25 protein-coding genes are annotated in these 15,575 nt (G+C 69.5%); 3 read left to right on the forward strand and 22 right to left on the reverse strand.

Annotation, left to right across the window (positions count from 1 at the left end):
• From NS331_RS17555 to NS331_RS17595, 9 genes are all read right to left on the reverse strand, one after another.
• Positions 1-1,007: HAMP domain-containing protein (locus NS331_RS17555; protein WP_058643259.1), on the reverse strand; the 1,007-nt coding region annotated here is incomplete at its 3' end.
• Complete coding sequence (locus tag NS331_RS17560) at positions 1,004-1,810, reverse strand: response regulator transcription factor (protein WP_242873802.1); 807 nt, start codon at positions 1,808-1,810, stop codon at positions 1,004-1,006. The genes NS331_RS17555 and NS331_RS17560, both read right to left, overlap by 4 nt.
• Positions 1,811-1,872: 62 nt before the next feature.
• Positions 1,873-2,349, reverse strand: coding sequence for a DUF4260 family protein (locus tag NS331_RS17565; protein WP_082702581.1), 477 nt, complete (start codon positions 2,347-2,349; stop codon positions 1,873-1,875).
• The gene (locus NS331_RS17570; protein ID WP_058643260.1) at positions 2,342-2,812 is read right to left on the reverse strand and encodes a Spy/CpxP family protein refolding chaperone; all 471 of its coding nucleotides are present in this window, start codon (positions 2,810-2,812) and stop codon (positions 2,342-2,344) included. Before NS331_RS17570 ends, NS331_RS17565 begins: the two co-directional genes overlap by 8 nt.
• Positions 2,813-2,855: 43 nt before the next feature.
• Positions 2,856-3,218: a hypothetical protein gene (locus tag NS331_RS17575; RefSeq protein WP_058643261.1), complete on the reverse strand. Its 363-nt coding sequence runs from the start codon at positions 3,216-3,218 to the stop codon at positions 2,856-2,858.
• A gap of 100 nt (positions 3,219-3,318) precedes the next feature.
• Entirely contained in the window at positions 3,319-5,100 is a 1,782-nt protein-coding gene (gene ptsP, locus NS331_RS17580) for a phosphoenolpyruvate--protein phosphotransferase (RefSeq protein WP_058643262.1), read from the reverse strand.
• Positions 5,101-5,284: 184 nt separating this feature from the next.
• On the reverse strand, positions 5,285-5,554 hold the full coding sequence (locus NS331_RS17585) for an HPr family phosphocarrier protein (protein ID WP_058643263.1): 270 nt from the start codon (positions 5,552-5,554) through the stop codon (positions 5,285-5,287).
• On the reverse strand, positions 5,523-5,984 hold the full coding sequence (locus NS331_RS17590) for a PTS sugar transporter subunit IIA (protein ID WP_058643264.1): 462 nt from the start codon (positions 5,982-5,984) through the stop codon (positions 5,523-5,525). The genes NS331_RS17585 and NS331_RS17590 overlap by 32 nt, the downstream gene beginning before the upstream one ends.
• Before the next feature lie 60 nt (positions 5,985-6,044).
• Positions 6,045-6,566: a hypothetical protein gene (locus NS331_RS17595; RefSeq protein WP_242873803.1), complete on the reverse strand. Its 522-nt coding sequence runs from the start codon at positions 6,564-6,566 to the stop codon at positions 6,045-6,047.
• A 104-nt stretch (positions 6,567-6,670) separates the two neighbouring features.
• Here NS331_RS17595 and NS331_RS17600 point away from each other — a divergent pair, with 104 nt between their 5' ends.
• Positions 6,671-7,168, forward strand: coding sequence for a TlpA disulfide reductase family protein (locus tag NS331_RS17600; RefSeq protein ID WP_058643266.1), 498 nt, complete (start codon positions 6,671-6,673; stop codon positions 7,166-7,168).
• Between the two features lie 185 nt (positions 7,169-7,353).
• Here the strand turns inward: NS331_RS17600 and NS331_RS17605 are convergent, their stop codons facing one another.
• Positions 7,354-7,797, reverse strand: coding sequence for a c-type cytochrome (locus NS331_RS17605; protein WP_082702582.1), 444 nt, complete (start codon positions 7,795-7,797; stop codon positions 7,354-7,356).
• Between the two features lie 177 nt (positions 7,798-7,974).
• On the opposite strand from NS331_RS17605, the gene NS331_RS17610 reads away from it, so the two are divergent.
• Both NS331_RS17610 and NS331_RS17615 read left to right on the forward strand, forming a co-directional pair.
• A complete protein-coding gene (locus NS331_RS17610) occupies positions 7,975-8,667 on the forward strand; it encodes a cytochrome b/b6 domain-containing protein (RefSeq protein WP_058643267.1) in 693 nt (230 codons plus the stop codon).
• A gap of 21 nt (positions 8,668-8,688) precedes the next feature.
• A complete protein-coding gene (locus tag NS331_RS17615) occupies positions 8,689-9,261 on the forward strand; it encodes a GNAT family N-acetyltransferase (RefSeq protein WP_082702583.1) in 573 nt (190 codons plus the stop codon).
• An 81-nt stretch (positions 9,262-9,342) separates the two neighbouring features.
• Here NS331_RS17615 and NS331_RS17620 read toward each other — a convergent pair whose 3' ends face one another.
• From NS331_RS17620 to rpsJ, 12 genes are all read right to left on the reverse strand, one after another.
• The gene (locus NS331_RS17620; protein ID WP_058643268.1) at positions 9,343-9,849 is read right to left on the reverse strand and encodes a peroxiredoxin; all 507 of its coding nucleotides are present in this window, start codon (positions 9,847-9,849) and stop codon (positions 9,343-9,345) included.
• 84 nt (positions 9,850-9,933) lie between these two features.
• Complete coding sequence (rpsQ, locus tag NS331_RS17625) at positions 9,934-10,203, reverse strand: 30S ribosomal protein S17 (RefSeq protein ID WP_058643269.1); 270 nt, start codon at positions 10,201-10,203, stop codon at positions 9,934-9,936.
• A 9-nt stretch (positions 10,204-10,212) separates the two neighbouring features.
• On the reverse strand, positions 10,213-10,419 hold the full coding sequence (gene rpmC, locus NS331_RS17630; protein WP_058643278.1) for a 50S ribosomal protein L29: 207 nt from the start codon (positions 10,417-10,419) through the stop codon (positions 10,213-10,215).
• 40 nt (positions 10,420-10,459) lie between these two features.
• The gene (gene rplP / locus NS331_RS17635; RefSeq protein ID WP_017758384.1) at positions 10,460-10,876 is read right to left on the reverse strand and encodes a 50S ribosomal protein L16; all 417 of its coding nucleotides are present in this window, start codon (positions 10,874-10,876) and stop codon (positions 10,460-10,462) included.
• 30 nt (positions 10,877-10,906) lie between these two features.
• The gene (gene rpsC / locus NS331_RS17640; RefSeq protein WP_058643270.1) at positions 10,907-11,803 is read right to left on the reverse strand and encodes a 30S ribosomal protein S3; all 897 of its coding nucleotides are present in this window, start codon (positions 11,801-11,803) and stop codon (positions 10,907-10,909) included.
• A 14-nt stretch (positions 11,804-11,817) separates the two neighbouring features.
• Positions 11,818-12,150: a 50S ribosomal protein L22 gene (rplV, locus tag NS331_RS17645; RefSeq protein ID WP_017758382.1), complete on the reverse strand. Its 333-nt coding sequence runs from the start codon at positions 12,148-12,150 to the stop codon at positions 11,818-11,820.
• Positions 12,151-12,162: 12 nt separating this feature from the next.
• A complete protein-coding gene (gene rpsS / locus NS331_RS17650) occupies positions 12,163-12,438 on the reverse strand; it encodes a 30S ribosomal protein S19 (RefSeq protein ID WP_058643271.1) in 276 nt (91 codons plus the stop codon).
• 9 nt (positions 12,439-12,447) lie between these two features.
• Positions 12,448-13,272, reverse strand: a complete 825-nt coding sequence (rplB, locus tag NS331_RS17655; protein ID WP_058643272.1) for a 50S ribosomal protein L2 — start codon at positions 13,270-13,272, stop codon at positions 12,448-12,450.
• A gap of 2 nt (positions 13,273-13,274) precedes the next feature.
• Positions 13,275-13,601 carry a 50S ribosomal protein L23 gene (gene rplW / locus NS331_RS17660; protein WP_193758146.1) on the reverse strand — a complete coding sequence of 109 codons (327 nt, stop codon included), beginning with the start codon at positions 13,599-13,601 and terminating at the stop codon, positions 13,275-13,277.
• A 5-nt stretch (positions 13,602-13,606) separates the two neighbouring features.
• Positions 13,607-14,227 carry a 50S ribosomal protein L4 gene (gene rplD / locus NS331_RS17665; protein ID WP_058643274.1) on the reverse strand — a complete coding sequence of 207 codons (621 nt, stop codon included), beginning with the start codon at positions 14,225-14,227 and terminating at the stop codon, positions 13,607-13,609.
• Positions 14,227-14,904, reverse strand: coding sequence for a 50S ribosomal protein L3 (gene rplC / locus NS331_RS17670; protein WP_043118345.1), 678 nt, complete (start codon positions 14,902-14,904; stop codon positions 14,227-14,229). The genes rplD and rplC overlap by 1 nt, the downstream gene beginning before the upstream one ends.
• 276 nt (positions 14,905-15,180) lie before the next feature.
• Positions 15,181-15,498 carry a 30S ribosomal protein S10 gene (gene rpsJ, locus NS331_RS17675; RefSeq protein WP_017759508.1) on the reverse strand — a complete coding sequence of 106 codons (318 nt, stop codon included), beginning with the start codon at positions 15,496-15,498 and terminating at the stop codon, positions 15,181-15,183.
• Positions 15,499-15,575 lie beyond the last annotated feature (77 nt).

The raw sequence follows: 15,575 nt of genomic DNA on the forward strand, positions 1-15,575 counted from the left end.
GGCAGGCCGCGCGCCGCCAGCTCCTGGATCACCTCGCGCGCCAGGGCCGGCAGGTCCACCGGCTCGCGCTGCAGGGCGGCATGCGGGCTGGAGAGGCGCTCGCCTTCGAGCAGGTCGCTGATCAGGTCGCGCATCTCGTTGAGGTCGCGCAGCAGGGCCGCGCGCTCGGCGGCGCCGTCGGGCGTCTCGGGCAGCAGCTCGGCATTGAGCCGGGCGCGGGTGAGGGGCGAGCGCAGCTCGTGGCTCACGGCCAGCAGCAGGGCGCGCTTGGCGTCGAGCATGCGCTTGATGTCGTCGGCCACGGTGTTGATGTGCTGGGCCAGCTCGCCCAGCTCGTCGCGGCGGCGCAGCGGAATGGGCCGCGAGAAGTCGCCGCGGCCGAAGCGCTCGGCGCCCGCGCGGATGTCCTCCAGCGGCCGCAGCAGCTTGTGGACGACGCCGTAGGCCAGCAGGATGAGGCCGAGGACCAGCGCGACCATCACCCCGTCGAAGCCGTCGTTGGCCTGCTGCATGAGCCGCGGGCTCCAGCCGAAGGTGATGCGGTGGCCGTCGGCGGTGCGGCGCACGTACCACGGGTCCTCGCCCGGCGCCGTCGGCACGTGCGGGGTGAACCAGTCGCGCCGGCGGTGGCGCTCGTCGTCGGGGTCGGAGGCCCAGTTGACCACCGGCCCGCTGATGCGCAGTGAAATGGGCAGCCGCGCGGCCAGCTCGCGCGCCTTCTCCACGCTGGGCGGGCTGCCGATCTCGTCGACCACGCGGCCCATGTAGTCGCTGAGCAGCGGCTGGGCCACCGCGCGCCAGCCCGTGCTGCCGAAGGCGGCGCGGAAGCCGCCGATGAAGACGGCCGTCATCGCCAGGGCCAGCACGACGAAGAGCGTGACCAGCCGCAGGCGCAGCGAATGGCTCCAGCGCTGGCGCCAGCGGCGTCGGCGCTGGAAGCGGCGCGGCAGCAGGCGGTCGCAGGCGGGGTCGGCCCGGGTAGCCTGGGTATCGCGGGGCGACGTCATGACGCGGCGCCGGGTCGGCGCGACGAGGCGGCCTGGGCGCCGTTCTGCCCGTCGACAGGCTCGGGGCGAACGGGGTGGGCGGCCGGGGTGTGCCGCGCCTGTTCTTCCACGCGCCCGACGGCCAGCGTGTAGCCCGCGTTGCGCAGCGTCTTGATGCAGTCCAGCGGCTCCAGCTTGCGGCGCAGGCGGCTGACGACGATGTCCACCGCGCGGGTGAACAGCTCGGCCTCGTGGCCGCGCAGGCGGTTGAGGATGTCGTCGCGGCTGAACACCTTTCCAGGCTCGGAGGCGAGCAGCGCCAGCAGCGCGAATTCGGTGCCCGTCAGCTCCAGCCGCTCGCCGTGGCGCAGGACTTCGCGGCGGTCCAGGTCGATGGCCAGGCCGTCGAAGTCATGGCGCTGCGCGGACGCCGGCGCCGCCGCGGGCCGCGCGCGCTGGCGGCGCAGGATGGTCTGCACGCGCGCCACCAGTTCGCGCGGCTCGAAGGGCTTGGGCAGGTAGTCGTCGGCGCCCAGCTCCAGGCCGACCACGCGGTCCATCACGTCGCCGCGGGCGGTGAGCATGACCAGGGGAATGTCGCTGTCGGCGCGGATCTGCCGGCACAGGGCGAAGCCGTCCATCTCCGGCAGCATGACGTCGAGGATGGCGGCGTCGTAATGCTGGCTGCGCAGCCGGGCCAGGCCCTCGCTGGGCCGCAGCGCGCAGTCGAGCGTGCAGCCGAAGCGGGCGAAGTAGCTGGCGAGCGGCGGCCCCAGGTGCACGTCGTCGTCGATCAGCAGGATGCGGGGCGCGTCGGTGGACATGGCGGGATTGTGCCGAGGGGGCAGGATGCGCAGCGCCGCGGCGGGCGCTGCGCCGGCGGCCATCACCACGGGTCGCGCGGGCCGAGGCGGCCCAGGTGCGTGTGGCCGAAGCCCTGGCCGTACTTGAGCCCGTAGCCCAGCAGGCGGTCGAGGCCGATGTGCGCCAGCCAGATGGCCGCCAGCGGCCAGAGCAGCGCCGCCTGCGCAGCAAAGGCGACGCCGGCCGAGGCCAGCAGCAGCGGGCCGACGACGCTGTGGGCTGCGTTGTAGGCGCGCGCCCCGAAGGCCGGGCCGGCCAGGTAGCCCAGCATCGCCAGGTCGGGCAGCAGCAGGAGCGCAGCGAAGCGGCCCCACTGGCCGGGCGCCAAGTGGGCATGGGCCAGCACGGCGAAGACCAGCAGCGCGGCGCCTTCCGCACGCAGCAGCAGCCGCACGCCGCCCTGGACGGCGCCGACGCCGACGCCGTCCCGGGCGCCCGGGCCGGGCCCGGCAAGCGCCGCGGGCCAGCCTGGCCGCTTTGCCAGCACGTCTTCAGCCATGGCGCGACCAGCGCCCGCCGCGCCGTTCGATGAAGTCGCGCACCTGCTGCTGCTGCGCCGGTCGCAGGTGGTCGTAGAAGTCGGCCAGCGCGGCGATCACCTCGGGGCTGCCGCTGCGCACGGCCGCGGTCTTTTCCTCGACCAGGCGCGTGGCCGCGGCCTGGTCGAAGGTCGGACCGGCGAACAGGGCGCGCCAGGGCGCGCGCGCATCCGCCGTGTCGCCGCGCACGGCCTGGCGCTGGCGCTGCAGCTGCGCCGCCAGGGTGTCCAGGCGCTGGCGCTGGTCGGCATCCAGGTCCAGCTTGCGGCCGATGCGCTCGACCATGTGGGCACGCATGGCGCCGCCGTCGGCACCCGCCTCGTGCCAGCCATGGCGGCCGGCGCAGGCGGTGAGCGAACCCAGCAGCAGCGTGCCGCCGAACAGGGCCAGCAGACCCCGGGCGATGCGGGGACGGAACTTCATGGTCGCGACTCCTCGGAGGATGGAGACAGAAGGCGCGCCGTGCTCAGAGGCGCGAGCCGGCCGCTGCCTGGGCACGCACGTCCACCGGGTTGGGCAGGGTGGAGATCACGGTGCTGTTCACGCGCGAGCCGGCGCTCACGTTCTGGTCCGGCGCGGCGGCGGTGCGGATGGCGTCGGCCACCACGCGGGCACGCGGCTGGGAGACGGCCACGGTCTCGGGCCCGCGCGAGCCGCGGGTCACGTTCTGGTCGGGCGCGGTGGCGGCGGCGCGGGCCTCGGCGCGCACGGCGTCGCGGCTCATCGCGGAGACGGGCGCCGTGACGCCCTCGTAGCTTTCGGCATGGGCGGCCGTGCCCAGCAGGGCGACGGCGGAGACGGCGAGGAAGGCAGCGCGGACGGTGTTCATGAGAGGTCTTTCGAAGAGGTTGTTGAAAGAGCCTTCATGGTGCCGGGCGGTCCGCACCCGGTCTTTTCACGGCCGTCGCGCCGTGTTTCGTTTCTTTTCGTCAGCGGCCGAGCAGTTCGGCCGGATCGTCGCTCTCGACCACCTGCCGGGCCCAGTCGGCCAGCTTGCCCGCGTCGGCGCGCAGCACTTCCTGCTTGACGGTGAGGATCTGCGAGGGATGCATCGAGAAGCTGCGCAGGCCCAGGCCCAGCAGCAGCCGGGTGAAGTGCACGTCGCCGGCCATCTCGCCGCAAACGCTCACGCCTTTGCCCAGGCGCCGCGCCTCGGCGATGGTCTGCGCCACCAGCCGCAGCACGGCCGGATGGCTGGCGTCGTAGAGGTGGGCCACGCTCTCGTCGGCGCGGTCGATGGCCAGCGTGTACTGGATCAGGTCGTTGGTGCCGATGGACAGGAAGTCGAAGTGCTTCAGGAAGACCGACAGCGACAGCGCCGCCGCCGGCACCTCGATCATGGCGCCCAGGCGCACCGGGCCGGCCGTGTCGCCGCGTGCCTGAAGCTCGGCGCGGGCCTTGTCGATGAAGACCAGCGTCTGCCGGATCTCGCGGGCATGGGCCAGCATCGGGATCAGCAGGTTCACCGGCCCGTGGGCCGCCGCGCGCAGGATGGCGCGCAGCTGCGCGAGGAACATGGCCGGCTCCGACAGGCTCCAGCGGATGGCGCGCAGGCCCAGGGCCGGGTTGAGGTATTCCTGCCGCGCGGCCTTGCCGTCCAGCGGCTTGTCGGCGCCGATGTCGATGGTGCGGATGGTGACCGGCATGCCCTGCATGCCCTCGACCGCACGGCGGTAGGCCTCGTACTGCTCTTCCTCGTCGGGCAGGCGCGTGAGGTGGCGCGCCTCGCGGCCCATGAAGAGGAATTCGCTGCGGAACAGGCCCACGCCCTGCGCGCCGGCCTGCATGGCCGCGGCGGTGTCCTCGGGCATCTCGATGTTGGCCAGCAGCTCGATGCGCTCGCCGTCGAGCGTGACCGCGGGGCGGTGGCGCAGCCGCCACAGGCGCTCGCGCTCCAGCTCGCCCTGGCGCTGCTTGAAGCCGTATTCGGCCAGGATGATGGGCGACGGATCGACGATGACCACGCCGGCATCGCCGTCGATGATGACCCAGTCGTCCTGCCGCACCAGCTGGCTGGCCACGCGCGCACCCACCACGGCCGGAATGTCCATGCTGCGCGCCACGATGGCGGTGTGCGAGGTGCGCCCGCCCACGTCGGTGACGAAGCCGGCGAACACGCTCTTCTTGAACTGCACCATGTCGGCCGGCGACAGGTCGTGCGCGATCAGCACCAGCGGCGCGTCGAAGCCGTCGGCGTCGTCGCCGGCTTCCAGCGGCGTCTTGCGCGGCGGCGGGGGCGGCGGCGCGAGCACGGCGGCCGTGCCCTTCATCTGGCGCAGGATGCGTTCGACCACCTGTTCGAGGTCGGCCTTGCGCTCGCGCAGGTACTCGTCCTCCATCTCGTCGAACTGGCGGGCGACGACTTCCAGCTGGCTGGTGAGGGCCCATTCGGCGTTGTACAGCCGGTCGGCGATCCAGTGGCGCACGCCGTCGGACAGGGCTTCGTCCTGCAACAGCATCAGGTGCACCTCGAGCAGGCCCGCCAGCTCGTGCGGCGCCTCGTCGCGCTTGAGCTGCGACACGCTGGCGCGCAGCCGTTCCAGCTCTTCCGCCACGGCGTCGCGCGCGGCGCGTACCCGGTCGAGCTCGGCGTCCACCTCCTGCGGCTGGATGAAGTAGTGCGCCACATCCAGCCGGCTCGACACCACCAGCACCGCCCGACCGATGGCGATGCCCCGGGCGACGTTGAGACCGTGGATCGCGATGGTCATGGCCGCACGCCGGGCCGCCCCAAGTGCGGCCAGCCCCCCCGGTGAGTGGCGTTACACGCCGCACAGCGGCGTGATAAGCCTGGGGGCCTCGGCCGCGCGCCGGGCCGCCCCAAGCGCGGCCAGCCCCCTCGGGGGGTGGCGTTACACGCCGCGCAGCGGCGTGATAAGCCTGGGGGCCACATCCTCATTCGCCCTCGCCGAACTTGTCGTTCATCAGGGCGACGATGGCATCCATCGCCGCCTGCTCCTGCGCGCCATCCGTCTCCAGCTCCACCGTGGCGCCCAGCCCGGCGGCCAGCATCATCACGCCCATGATGCTCTTGGCATTGACGCGCCGCTCGCCGCGCGCGATCCACACCTCGCACGGGAAGCTGCCCGCCAGCTTGGTGAGCTTGGCGGAGGCCCGCGCATGCAGGCCCAGCTTATTGCTGATGGTCACGGATGTCTTGATCACTGTATTTACGTCTCACCTGGTTGAGAGGGGCGGCCACGGCCACCTGCATGACGCCGGCCGTGCCGCCGGCGATGGCGCGCTGCACCTGCGCATCGAGCGGCTCGTGGCGATAGGTCACGGCGCGCAGCAGCATGGGCAGGTTCACGCCCGCCACCAGCCGCGAGCGGGCACCGTCGACCAGCTGCTGCGCCACGTTGCAGGGCGTGGCGCCGAACACGTCGGCCAGCACCAGCACCTGCGATCGGGCGCCGCCGCGGTGCAGCTGCTGCTCGAGCAGGATGCGGGCCGCGCCCAGCGATTCCTCGGGCGACACATTGGGCTGGACGTCGAGCGCGGCCAGGGCCGCCTCGCAGTCCGGAAAGACATGCAGCGCGCACTGCCGCAAGGCATGCGCCAGCGGGGCGTGGGCGACGATGAGGATGCTGTTCATGCAGACGAGAAGCGCGTTGGCGCCGATTATGGGCCGAGGGCGGGCGCATGCCGCCTGCGCTCAGCGCAGCCGCAGGCCCTCCCAGAAGGTCTCTGCGGCCTGCGGATCAGCGGCCGTGCCCAGCATCGTCGCCTGGTAGAGCACATAGCGCCCGCCCGCCTCGGCCTGGGCGAACCAGCGCATGCGCACCGGCTGCGGCGCGCCGCCGGCGCCGGCGGGCGTCGTCGCCTGCAGTTCCACGGCGGCGGGCGCCGCCGCCGCACGGGGCACGGCCAGCGGCGCCTCCTGCACACCGCCATCGGCGCGCCAGGGTGCGCGGGCCGCGCGCCGCCAGGCATCCAGCCGCCGCTGGGACTCGGCCAGTGAGGCGCCGCCCTCCATGCGCGCGACGGCGAAGGTGACGCCGCCGGTCGCGCAGCCCACCATGTCGAGCGTGACGCCCTGGCCGCCGAGGTCCAACTCGCGCTGGGCGCGGTCCGGCTTGCAGGGCAGCAGCGCCTGCAGCCCGTCGCCCAGCGGCACCTCGCGCCAGTTGAAGGTGGGATTGCAGCCGGCGGCGAGCATGCCGGCGAGTGCCAGCACGGCCGGAGCCGCGGAACTAGAATTCCGACGCTTCATCGATTGGTGTCTCCATGGATCAACGCCTCCAAGCCCTTCCCCCCGAGCGGTCCTCGGCCCGCCCGGCGATGAAAAAGGCCCTCTATGCTGCCGCATTGGCGGCCGCCGTGGCGATCGGCGCCTTCGTCTACCTCGATGCAGGCACCAGCCCGGCACCGCAGTCGCGCTTCGTGCTGCTGGACGGCAGCACCCGGTCCACCGCCGATTTCCAGGGCAAGGTGACGCTGGTCAACTTCTGGGCCACGAGCTGCACCACCTGCGTGGCCGAGATGCCGCGCGTGATCGCCACCTACGAGAAGTACAAGGCCCAGGGCTACGACACCGTCGCCGTGGCCATGGACTACGACCCGCCGAGCTACGTGGTGAACTTCGCCCAGACGCGCAACCTGCCGTTCAAGGTCGCCATCGACAACACCGGCACCATTGCGCAGGCCTGGGGCGACGTGAAGCTGACGCCGACCACCTACCTGGTCAACAAGCGCGGGGAGATCGTCAAGCGCTATGTGGGCGAACCCGACTTCGCCGAGCTGCACCAGCTGATCGAGAAGCTGCTGGCGCAGGCCTGAGACCGTTGCGAACGCGCCCGCTGCGGCGGCACCCGGGCCATGGACGGCCCCCACCAGACAGAAGAGGCGTCCCGCGGGACGCCTCTGTCATTTCCGGCCTGCACACCGTGCCTGTCGCGCAGGCTGCAGGCCCGGCGGGCGGGCAGATCGGCGCCGCGCGCCGGACCCTCCCGCCCACACGCCCCTCACTCGCGGAACGCGTCGTGGCAGGCCTTGCACGATGCGCCGGCCGGGCCGATGGCCGCCTTGATCGCATCGAGGCTGCCGGTCTTGGCCGCCACGGCCAGCTTGCCCACCTCGGCTTCCGCCTTGGCGGCCGCGGCCTTGAACTTGTCCTGCTCTTTCCAGATGGCGGGGCTGGCCTTGCCGCCTTCGGTGCCGGGGCCGAAGGCGGCCCAGGGCAGCTTGATCAGCTCGGCCGCGCGCGCGGCGCTGGCTTCCGCCGTCTTGGCATCGAATTCGGCCCGGCCGCCGGCCATGTCGGCAACGCGCTTGAAGTTCTGCTGCATCTCCTTCAGCGTGGCCTGTCGGTACTTGATGGCGTCCTGCGGCGTGGCAAAGGTGGGCTGCGCCAGGGCGCTGCCGGCCAGCAGCGCGAGCGCCGCGGCGGCGAGAAGGGAACGGATCATCGGGGTGCTTCCTTGTAAAGATTGGGGCCGCGACGCGCGCCGCGGTGGACGCGAGTTTAGGGGCGGCGCCGGCCCTTGCGACCGCCGTCGGCATGGCGCGCTTCGGCAGTCCGGCGGCATTTGTTAACCTGAGAGCCCCGCGCCTCTCCGCGCCGGTCGTCCTTTGCCCACCTTCCCATGGCCGTCCATCCCGCATCGCCCGTTCCTGCCAGCCGCATCCGCGTCTGGGACCTGCCCACACGGCTCTTCCACTGGGCCCTGGCGGCATGCGTGGTGGGGCTGATCGTGACCGCCAAGACCGGCGCCATGGACTGGCATTTCCGCCTCGGCTACACGACGCTGGCGCTGCTGCTCTTCCGCGTGGTGTGGGGCTTCGTCGGCGGCTACTGGTCGCGCTTCGCCTCCTTCCTGCGCGGGCCGGTGGCGGTGATGGCCTATGTGCGCGGCCGCACCGGCGCGCACGAGCACATCGGCCACAACCCGCTGGGGTCGCTGTCGGTGCTGGGCATGCTCCTGGCCCTGCTGCTGCAGGTCGCCACCGGACTGATGAGCGACGACGCCATCAGCTTCACCGGCCCGCTGGCCAGCCGGGTGCCCGGCGCCTGGTCGAGCTGGGCCACCGACTGGCACAAGGATGCCGGCCAGTGGCTGGTGATCGCCCTGGTGGTGCTGCACGTCCTGGCGCTGGTGTTCTATGCCGTGGCCAAGCGCGAGCGGCTGGTGCCGGCCATGGTCACGGGCGACAAGGCGCTGGCCGCGCCGCAGGCGGTGCGCCAGAGCCGGGACGACCTGCGCGTGCGCCTGCTGGGCCTGGTGGTGTTCGGCCTGTGCGCTGCGCTCGCTCTGTGGGTCTCCACGCTCCAGGGGTGACGGGGTGTGAACGACCCCACCATGAACGCGCCGGTCCCGCCTTCCACGGCTGCGGCGCCGCCCCCCTCGAGCCCGCGGCCGGCGGTGCGTCTGGACGATGCGCACGACGTGCGGCAACTGCAGGCCGTTGCGGCGCTGTTTCGCGAGTACGCAGATTCGCTGGGCATCGACCTGGGCTTCCAGGGCTTCGAAGAAGAGCTCGCCGGGCTGCCTGGCGACTATGCAGCCCCCCGGGGCGCGCTGCTGCTGGCATGGGCCCATCGGGACGCTGCGGCGCAGCCGGGCGACGGCGAGGCCGGCGAACTGGCCGGCTGCTGCGCGCTGCGGCCCCTGGACACCGCCGACTATCCCAATGCGGCCGAGATGAAGCGCCTGTACGTGCGCCCCGGCTTCCGCGGCCTCGGCCTGGGCCGCCAGTTGGCCGAGGCCACGCTGGATGCGGCGCGCCAGGCGGGCTACTCCTGCGTGCTGCTGGACACGCTCGACGAGATGGAGTCGGCGCGGGCCCTGTACGTCGACCTGGGCTTCGAGGACATCCCGCCCTACTACCACAACCCCATCGCAGGGGCGCACTACCTCAAGGTCGATCTTTGAGCTGGCGCGCATGAAAAAGCCGGGCACGGGGCCCGGCTTGGTGGGTGGCGCGCTGCAGCCGCCTGCCGCGCGAAGGCGCCATCAGCCCTTGGCCTGGCCCAGCAGCGTACCGGCGTCGCTGACCTCGAACTTGCCGGGTGCCTCGACGTTGAGCGCCGTCACCTTGCCGTCCTTGACCAGCATCGAATAGCGGTTGCTGCGCAGGCCCATGCCGCGGCTGGCCAGGTCCAGCGTCAGGCCGGTGGCCTTGGCGAAGTCGGCGCTGCCGTCGGCCAGCATGCGCACCTTGCCGTTGGTCTTCTGGTCGCGCGCCCAGGCGCCCATCACGAAGGCGTCGTTGACGCTCAGGCACCAGATCTCGTCCACACCCGCGTTCTTGAAGGCCTCGGCGCCTTCGACGTAGCCGGGCACGTGCTTGGCCGAGCAGGTGGGCGTGAAGGCACCCGGCAGCGCGAAGAGCGCGATCGTCTTGCCGGCGCTGGCCTTGGCGACGTCGACGGGGTTGGGGCCGATGCTGCAGCCCTCGCCCTCCACCTCCGAATACTCGTACAGCGTGACGGCGGGAATCGTGTCGCCAACCTTGATCATGGAAGCTCCTCTGTGGGATGTGTTGAAAAACAAAAACGGCCCACATTGTGGGCCGTTTTGCTTGCACCGCGAGGGTGGTGGGGATCAGACCGCGGCGGCCTTCTCGACCAGGCGCGTCGCCACCCAGTTCTTCGACTTGGAAATCGGACGCGACTCAGTGATCTCGATCACGTCGCCCAGGTGGAACTGGCCGTCTTCGTCGTGCGCGTGGTACTTGCTCGACTTGATCATGATCTTGTTGTAGATCGGGTGCTTGACGCGGCGCTCGACGAGCACCGTGACCGTCTTTTCGCGCTTGTCGCTGACGACCTTGCCGATCAGGGTGCGCTTGAGGGATTGCTTGGCTTCCGTCATGTTCACTCCTTACTTAGCGGCAGCGGCAGCCTGCTTCTGCGCCAGGATGGTCTTGGCACGGGCGATGTCGCGGCGGGTCACGCGCAGGCTGGCCACGTTGGACAGCTGTTGCGTGGCCTTCTGCATGCGCAGGCCGAAATGGGCCTTCTGCAGATCCTTGACTTCGGCCTGGAGGCCGGCGACGTCCTTCTCGCGCAGGGTAGCGGCCTTGGACACCTTGGCTGCATTCTTCTTGGTTGCCATGAAAGTTCTCCTGTCAGGCGCCAAGCTGGCGAGCAACGAAGGTCGTGCGCAGCGGCAGCTTGGCTGCAGCCAGGCGGAACGCTTCACGAGCGAGTTCTTCGGGCACGCCGACGATCTCGTAAATGACCTTGCCCGGCTGGATCTCGGCCACGTAGTACTCGGGGTTGCCCTTGCCGTTACCCATCCGGACTTCGGCGGGCTTGGTCGAGATCGGCTTGTCGGGGAACACGCGGATCCAGATGCGGCCACCGCGCTTCACGTGGCGCGAGATGGCCCGGCGGGCGGCTTCGATCTGGCGCGCCGTGAGGCGGCCGCGATCGACGGACTTCAGGCCGAAGTCACCGAAAGCCACCGAGTTGCCCCGGGTGGCGACGCCGGTGTTGCGGCCCTTTTGTTCCTTGCGGAACTTTCTGCGTGCAGGTTGCAGCATTTGATTTCTCCGTCTTTCTCAGGGCCGGGTTTATTCGGCCTTGGCGCCGTCCGCTGCTGCAGCGGGCGCGGCTTTGCGGACGCGCTTAACGGCGGGCTTGTTGGGGTCCACGGCTTCGGCGGGCTTGTCGCTGCCGTCGGCCGGGGCGGTGTTGCCACCGATCGGACCACGGGCACCGGCACGCGGGCCACCGCGGCGGTCGTTGCCGCCCGGACGGCCGTCACGGCGCGGACCACGCGGACCGCGGCGCTCTTCGCCCTCGGGGCGCGGCGTGCTGTCCAGCGAGGGCGCATCGTTGCGGCCCAGGGTGTCGCCCTTGTAGACCCAGACCTTGACGCCGATGACGCCGTAGGTGGTCTTGGCTTCGGAGAAGCCGTAGTCGATGTCGGCGCGCAGGGTGTGCAGCGGCACACGGCCTTCGCGATACCACTCGGTACGGGCGATTTCGATGCCGTTCAGGCGGCCGGCGGACATGATCTTGATGCCCTGGGCGCCCAGGCGCATCGCGTTCTGCATCGCGCGCTTCATGGCGCGGCGGAACATGATGCGCTTCTCGAGCTGCTGGGTGATCGAGTCGGCGATCAGCTGGGCATCGACTTCGGGCTTGCGCACTTCCTCGATGTTCACGGCCACCGGCACGCCCAGCTGCTTGCCCAGGTCGCGCTTCAGGTTCTCGATGTCCTCGCCCTTCTTGCCGATCACCACGCCCGGACGTGCCGAGAAGATGGTGATGCGGGCGTTCTTGGCGGGGCGCTCGATCAGCACGCGCGACACCGAAGCGTTCTTCAGCTTCTTCTTCAGGTACTCACGCACCTTGATGTCTTCGGCCAGCATGCCCGCGAAGTCGCGGTTGTTGGCGTACCAGCGGCTGGCCCAGTTGCGGCTGACCGAAAGACGGAAGCCGGTCGGGTGGATTTTCTGTCCCATGTTTCTTCCAGACCTTAGTTGCCGACGGTCACGTACACATGGCACGTGGGCTTGCTGATGCGGTTGCCGCGGCCCTTGGCGCGCGCGGTGAAGCGCTTGAGCGTGGCGCCCTGCTCGACGTAGATCGTCTTGACGCGGAGCTCGTCGATGTCGGCCCCGTCGTTGTGCTCGGCGTTGGCGATGGCCGACTCGAGCACCTTCTTGACGATCACGGCGGCCTTCTTCTGGGTGAATTCCAGAATGTTCAGCGCCTGATCAACCTTCTTGCCGCGGATCAGGTCGGCAACGAGGCGGCCCTTGTCCACAGACAGGCGCACGCCGCGGAGAACTGCACGTGTTTCAGACATGTTCTCTGCTCCTTACTTCTTGGCTTTCTTGTCCGCCGGGTGACCCTTGAACGTACGGGTCAGTGCGAACTCGCCCAGCTTGTGGCCGACCATCTGGTCGGTCACGTACACGGGCACATGCTGCTTGCCGTTGTGCACGGCAATGGTCAGCCCGATGAACTCGGGCAGGACCATGGAGCGGCGCGACCAGGTCTTGATCGGCTTCTTTTCCTTGTTCGTCACGGCCTTGTCGACCTTGGCGAGCAGATGGTGGTCGACGAAGGGACCTTTTTTGAGAGAGCGAGTCATGGCTGTCCCTTACTTCTTGCGACGCGACACGATGAAGACCTGCGTGCGCTTGTTGTTGCGGGTACGGTAACCCTTGGTCAGGTTGCCCCACGGATCGACCGGATGGCGGCCTTCGCCCGTCTTGCCTTCGCCACCACCGTGCGGGTGGTCCACCGGGTTCATCACCACGCCGCGAACGGTCGGGCGGATGCCGCGGTGGCGGGTCGCGCCAGCCTTGCCGTACTGGCGCAGGCTGTGTTCTTCGTTGGCCACTTCACCGATGGTGGCGCGGCATTCGATGTGGATCCGGCGCACTTCGCCCGAACGCATACGCACCTGGGCGTAGATGCCTTCGCGAGCCAGCAGCGTGGCCGAAGCACCGGCGGAACGCGCGATCTGCGCACCCTTGCCCGGCTGCAGCTCGATGCAGTGGATGGTCGAACCGACCGGAATGTTGCGGATCGGCAGCGTGTTGCCGGCGCGGATCGGGGCTTCCGAGCCGCTCACCAGGGTTGCACCGGCTTCGACACCGCGCGGGGCGATGATGTAGCGGCGCTCGCCGTCGGCGTAGCACACCAGCGCGATGTGGGCGGAGCGGTTCGGGTCGTACTCGACGCGTTCGACCTTGGCCGGAATGCCGTCCTTGTTGCGCTTGAAGTCGACCACGCGGTAGTGGTGACGGTGGCCACCGCCCTTGTGGCGGGTGGTGATGTGGCCGTTGTTGTTGCGGCCGGCCTTCTGGAACTGGGGTTCCAGCAGGGGCGCGTAGCCTTCACCCTTGTGCAGGTGGTCGCGCGAGATCTTGACCGCGCCGCGTTGGCCCGGGGAAGTCGGCTTGAGCTTGATGACGGCCATGATTACGCGGCCTCCGAAACGAGGTTGAGCTCCTGACCGGGCTTGAGCGTCACGTAGGCCTTGCGAACGTTGTCGCGGCGGCCCACCGAGCGGCCGAAGCGCTTGGTCTTGCCCTTGATGTTGGCGACGGACACACCCTTGACCTCCACCTTGAACATCAGTTCAACGGCGGCCTTGATCTCGGGCTTGGTGGCGTCCTGGAGGACCTTGAAGGTGATGGCGTTCGACTTCTCGCCGACCATCGTGGCCTTCTCGGAGACGATCGGTGCGACCAGCACGGCCATCAGGCGGCCTTCGTCGAACTCGCGCTCCGCGGGGGTGGGATTCATGCGGCTCATGCGAACATCTCCTTGAGCTTGTCGACGGCGGCCTTGGTCACCAGCACCTTCTTGTAGTGCACGAGCGACACGGGGTCGGCGTAGCGCGGCTCGACCACCAGCACGTTGACCAGGTTGCGCGAGGCCAGGTACAGGTTTTCGTCGACTTCGTCGGCGATCACGAGCACGGACTCGAGGTTCATCGCCTTGAACTTGGCAGCCAGCTGCTTGGTCTTGGGCGAATCCACCTTGAGGGAGTCGACCACGGCCAGGCGGCCTTCGCGGGCCAGCTGCGAGAAGATGGACGCCATGCCGGCGCGGTACATCTTCTTGTTGATCTTTTGCGAGAAGTTTTCGTCAGGCAGGTTCGGGAAAATCCGGCCGCCCCCGCGCCACAGCGGCGACGAGGTCATACCGGCGCGGGCGCGGCCCGTGCCCTTTTGCTTGAACGGCTTCTTGGTGGAGTGCTTGACCTGCTCGCGGTCCTTCTGGGCACGGGTGCCCTGACGCGCGTTGGCCTGGTACGCCACCACGATCTGGTGGATCAGGTCTTCGTTGTAGGCGCGGCCGAAAACGGTTTCGGGCACGTCGAACTTGGAAGCTGCCTGGCCCTGCTCATTCAGGAGTTCGAGTTCCATTACTTCGCTCCTTCAGCCTGGGGCTTGGCCTTGACGGCGGGACGCACGGTCACGAAACCGCCCTTGGCACCGGGGATGGCACCCTTGATCAGCAGCAGCTGACGGGCTTCGTCGATGCGCACGATGTCCAGGTTCTGGGTGGTGACGGTCTCATCGCCCATGTGGCCGGTCATCTTCTTGCCCGGGAACACGCGACCCGGATCCTGGGCCATCGAGATGGAGCCCGGGACGTTGTGGGAACGGCTGTTACCGTGCGACGCACGCTGCGACGCGAAGTTGTGGCGCTTGATGGTGCCGGCGAAGCCCTTGCCGATCGAGGTGCCTTGCACGTCGACCTTCTGGCCTGCGGCGAACACGGCGTTGGCGGCGATCACGCCACCGGCCTGGTGCTGGGCGGCGGCTTCGGCGGTCACGCGGAATTCGCGGATGATCTCACCGGCCTCGACGCCAGCCTTGGCAAGATGGCCGGCCTGGGGCTTGGTCACGCGGGAAGCGCGACGGGCACCGAACGTCACCTGCAGAGCGACGTAGCCGTCGTTCTCTTGGGTCTTGACCTGGGTCACGCGGTTGTTGGACACGTCCACCACGGTGACGGGCACTGCATCGCCGTCGTCCGTGAAGAGGCGCATCATGCCCACCTTGCGGCCCAGCAACCCGAGGGAGTTGCTTTGACTCATGGTTTTTCTCCAAAACTCCCGCCGCTGCCACTGCAATTGGCGACAACGTTGAACGCCCGCGAGATGCAGGCGGATGCGAGAGAAGGGTTGATAAAGTTTCCGCGGCGAAGCCCATGCACATGGGCCGCAGTTCGCGGAACCGTCGATTCTATGCCGCTCGCGCGGCGCGTGCAAGTGCTGCGCTTCGTGCAAGTGCCTGGCGCACCACACAAAAAAGCCCGCGGCCTTGCGGCACGCGGGCTTGGCTGTCGTGACGGGCGCGCGAGGCGCCGCGTCTTACTGCAGCTTGATCTCGACGTCGACGCCGGCCGGCAGGTCCAGCTTCATCAGGGCGTCCACGGTCTTGTCCGTGGGATCGACGATGTCCATCAGGCGCTGGTGTGTGCGGATTTCGAACTGGTCGCGGCTCGACTTGTTGACGTGCGGCGAACGCAGGATGTCGAAACGCTTGAAACGCGTCGGCAGGGGCACGGGGCCCTTGACGATGGCGCCGGTGCGCTTGGCGGTGTCCACGATCTCGGCAGCCGACTGGTCGATCAGCTTGTAGTCGAAGGCCTTGAGGCGGATGCGGATCTTCTGCTTGTTGGTAGCCATGGTGATCCCGCTCCTTACTCGATGATCTTGGCCACGACGCCGGCGCCGACGGTACGGCCGCCTTCGCGGATGGCGAA

Origin of the sequence: Pseudacidovorax intermedius (genome assembly GCF_001476815.1) — a bacterium.
GTDB lineage: Bacteria > Pseudomonadota > Gammaproteobacteria > Burkholderiales > Burkholderiaceae_C > Xenophilus > Xenophilus intermedius_A.

Coding starts and splice junctions, on each gene's coding strand:
- rplD (WP_058643274.1), bottom strand. CDS start 14,227: ATGGAACTCGAACTCCTGAATGAGCAGGGCCAGGCAGCTTCCAAGTTC.
- rplP (WP_017758384.1), bottom strand. CDS start 10,876: ATGCTGCAACCTGCACGCAGAAAGTTCCGCAAGGAACAAAAGGGCCGC.
- rplB (WP_058643272.1), bottom strand. CDS start 13,272: ATGGCCGTCATCAAGCTCAAGCCGACTTCCCCGGGCCAACGCGGCGCG.
- NS331_RS17575 (WP_058643261.1), bottom strand. CDS start 3,218: ATGAACACCGTCCGCGCTGCCTTCCTCGCCGTCTCCGCCGTCGCCCTG.
- rpsJ (WP_017759508.1), bottom strand. CDS start 15,498: ATGGCTACCAACAAGCAGAAGATCCGCATCCGCCTCAAGGCCTTCGAC.
- NS331_RS17600 (WP_058643266.1), top strand. CDS start 6,671: ATGAAAAAGGCCCTCTATGCTGCCGCATTGGCGGCCGCCGTGGCGATC.
- rplV (WP_017758382.1), bottom strand. CDS start 12,150: ATGTCTGAAACACGTGCAGTTCTCCGCGGCGTGCGCCTGTCTGTGGAC.
- rpsC (WP_058643270.1), bottom strand. CDS start 11,803: ATGGGACAGAAAATCCACCCGACCGGCTTCCGTCTTTCGGTCAGCCGC.
- NS331_RS17590 (WP_058643264.1), bottom strand. CDS start 5,984: ATGAACAGCATCCTCATCGTCGCCCACGCCCCGCTGGCGCATGCCTTG.
- NS331_RS17605 (WP_082702582.1), bottom strand. CDS start 7,797: ATGATCCGTTCCCTTCTCGCCGCCGCGGCGCTCGCGCTGCTGGCCGGC.
- rplC (WP_043118345.1), bottom strand. CDS start 14,904: ATGAGTCAAAGCAACTCCCTCGGGTTGCTGGGCCGCAAGGTGGGCATG.
- rpsQ (WP_058643269.1), bottom strand. CDS start 10,203: ATGACGGAAGCCAAGCAATCCCTCAAGCGCACCCTGATCGGCAAGGTC.
- rpsS (WP_058643271.1), bottom strand. CDS start 12,438: ATGACTCGCTCTCTCAAAAAAGGTCCCTTCGTCGACCACCATCTGCTC.
- NS331_RS17570 (WP_058643260.1), bottom strand. CDS start 2,812: ATGAAGTTCCGTCCCCGCATCGCCCGGGGTCTGCTGGCCCTGTTCGGC.
- NS331_RS17565 (WP_082702581.1), bottom strand. CDS start 2,349: ATGGCTGAAGACGTGCTGGCAAAGCGGCCAGGCTGGCCCGCGGCGCTT.
- rplW (WP_193758146.1), bottom strand. CDS start 13,601: ATGAATCCCACCCCCGCGGAGCGCGAGTTCGACGAAGGCCGCCTGATG.
- NS331_RS17620 (WP_058643268.1), bottom strand. CDS start 9,849: ATGATCAAGGTTGGCGACACGATTCCCGCCGTCACGCTGTACGAGTAT.
- NS331_RS17560 (WP_242873802.1), bottom strand. CDS start 1,810: ATGTCCACCGACGCGCCCCGCATCCTGCTGATCGACGACGACGTGCAC.
- ptsP (WP_058643262.1), bottom strand. CDS start 5,100: ATGACCATCGCGATCCACGGTCTCAACGTCGCCCGGGGCATCGCCATC.
- NS331_RS17615 (WP_082702583.1), top strand. CDS start 8,689: ATGAACGCGCCGGTCCCGCCTTCCACGGCTGCGGCGCCGCCCCCCTCG.
- NS331_RS17610 (WP_058643267.1), top strand. CDS start 7,975: ATGGCCGTCCATCCCGCATCGCCCGTTCCTGCCAGCCGCATCCGCGTC.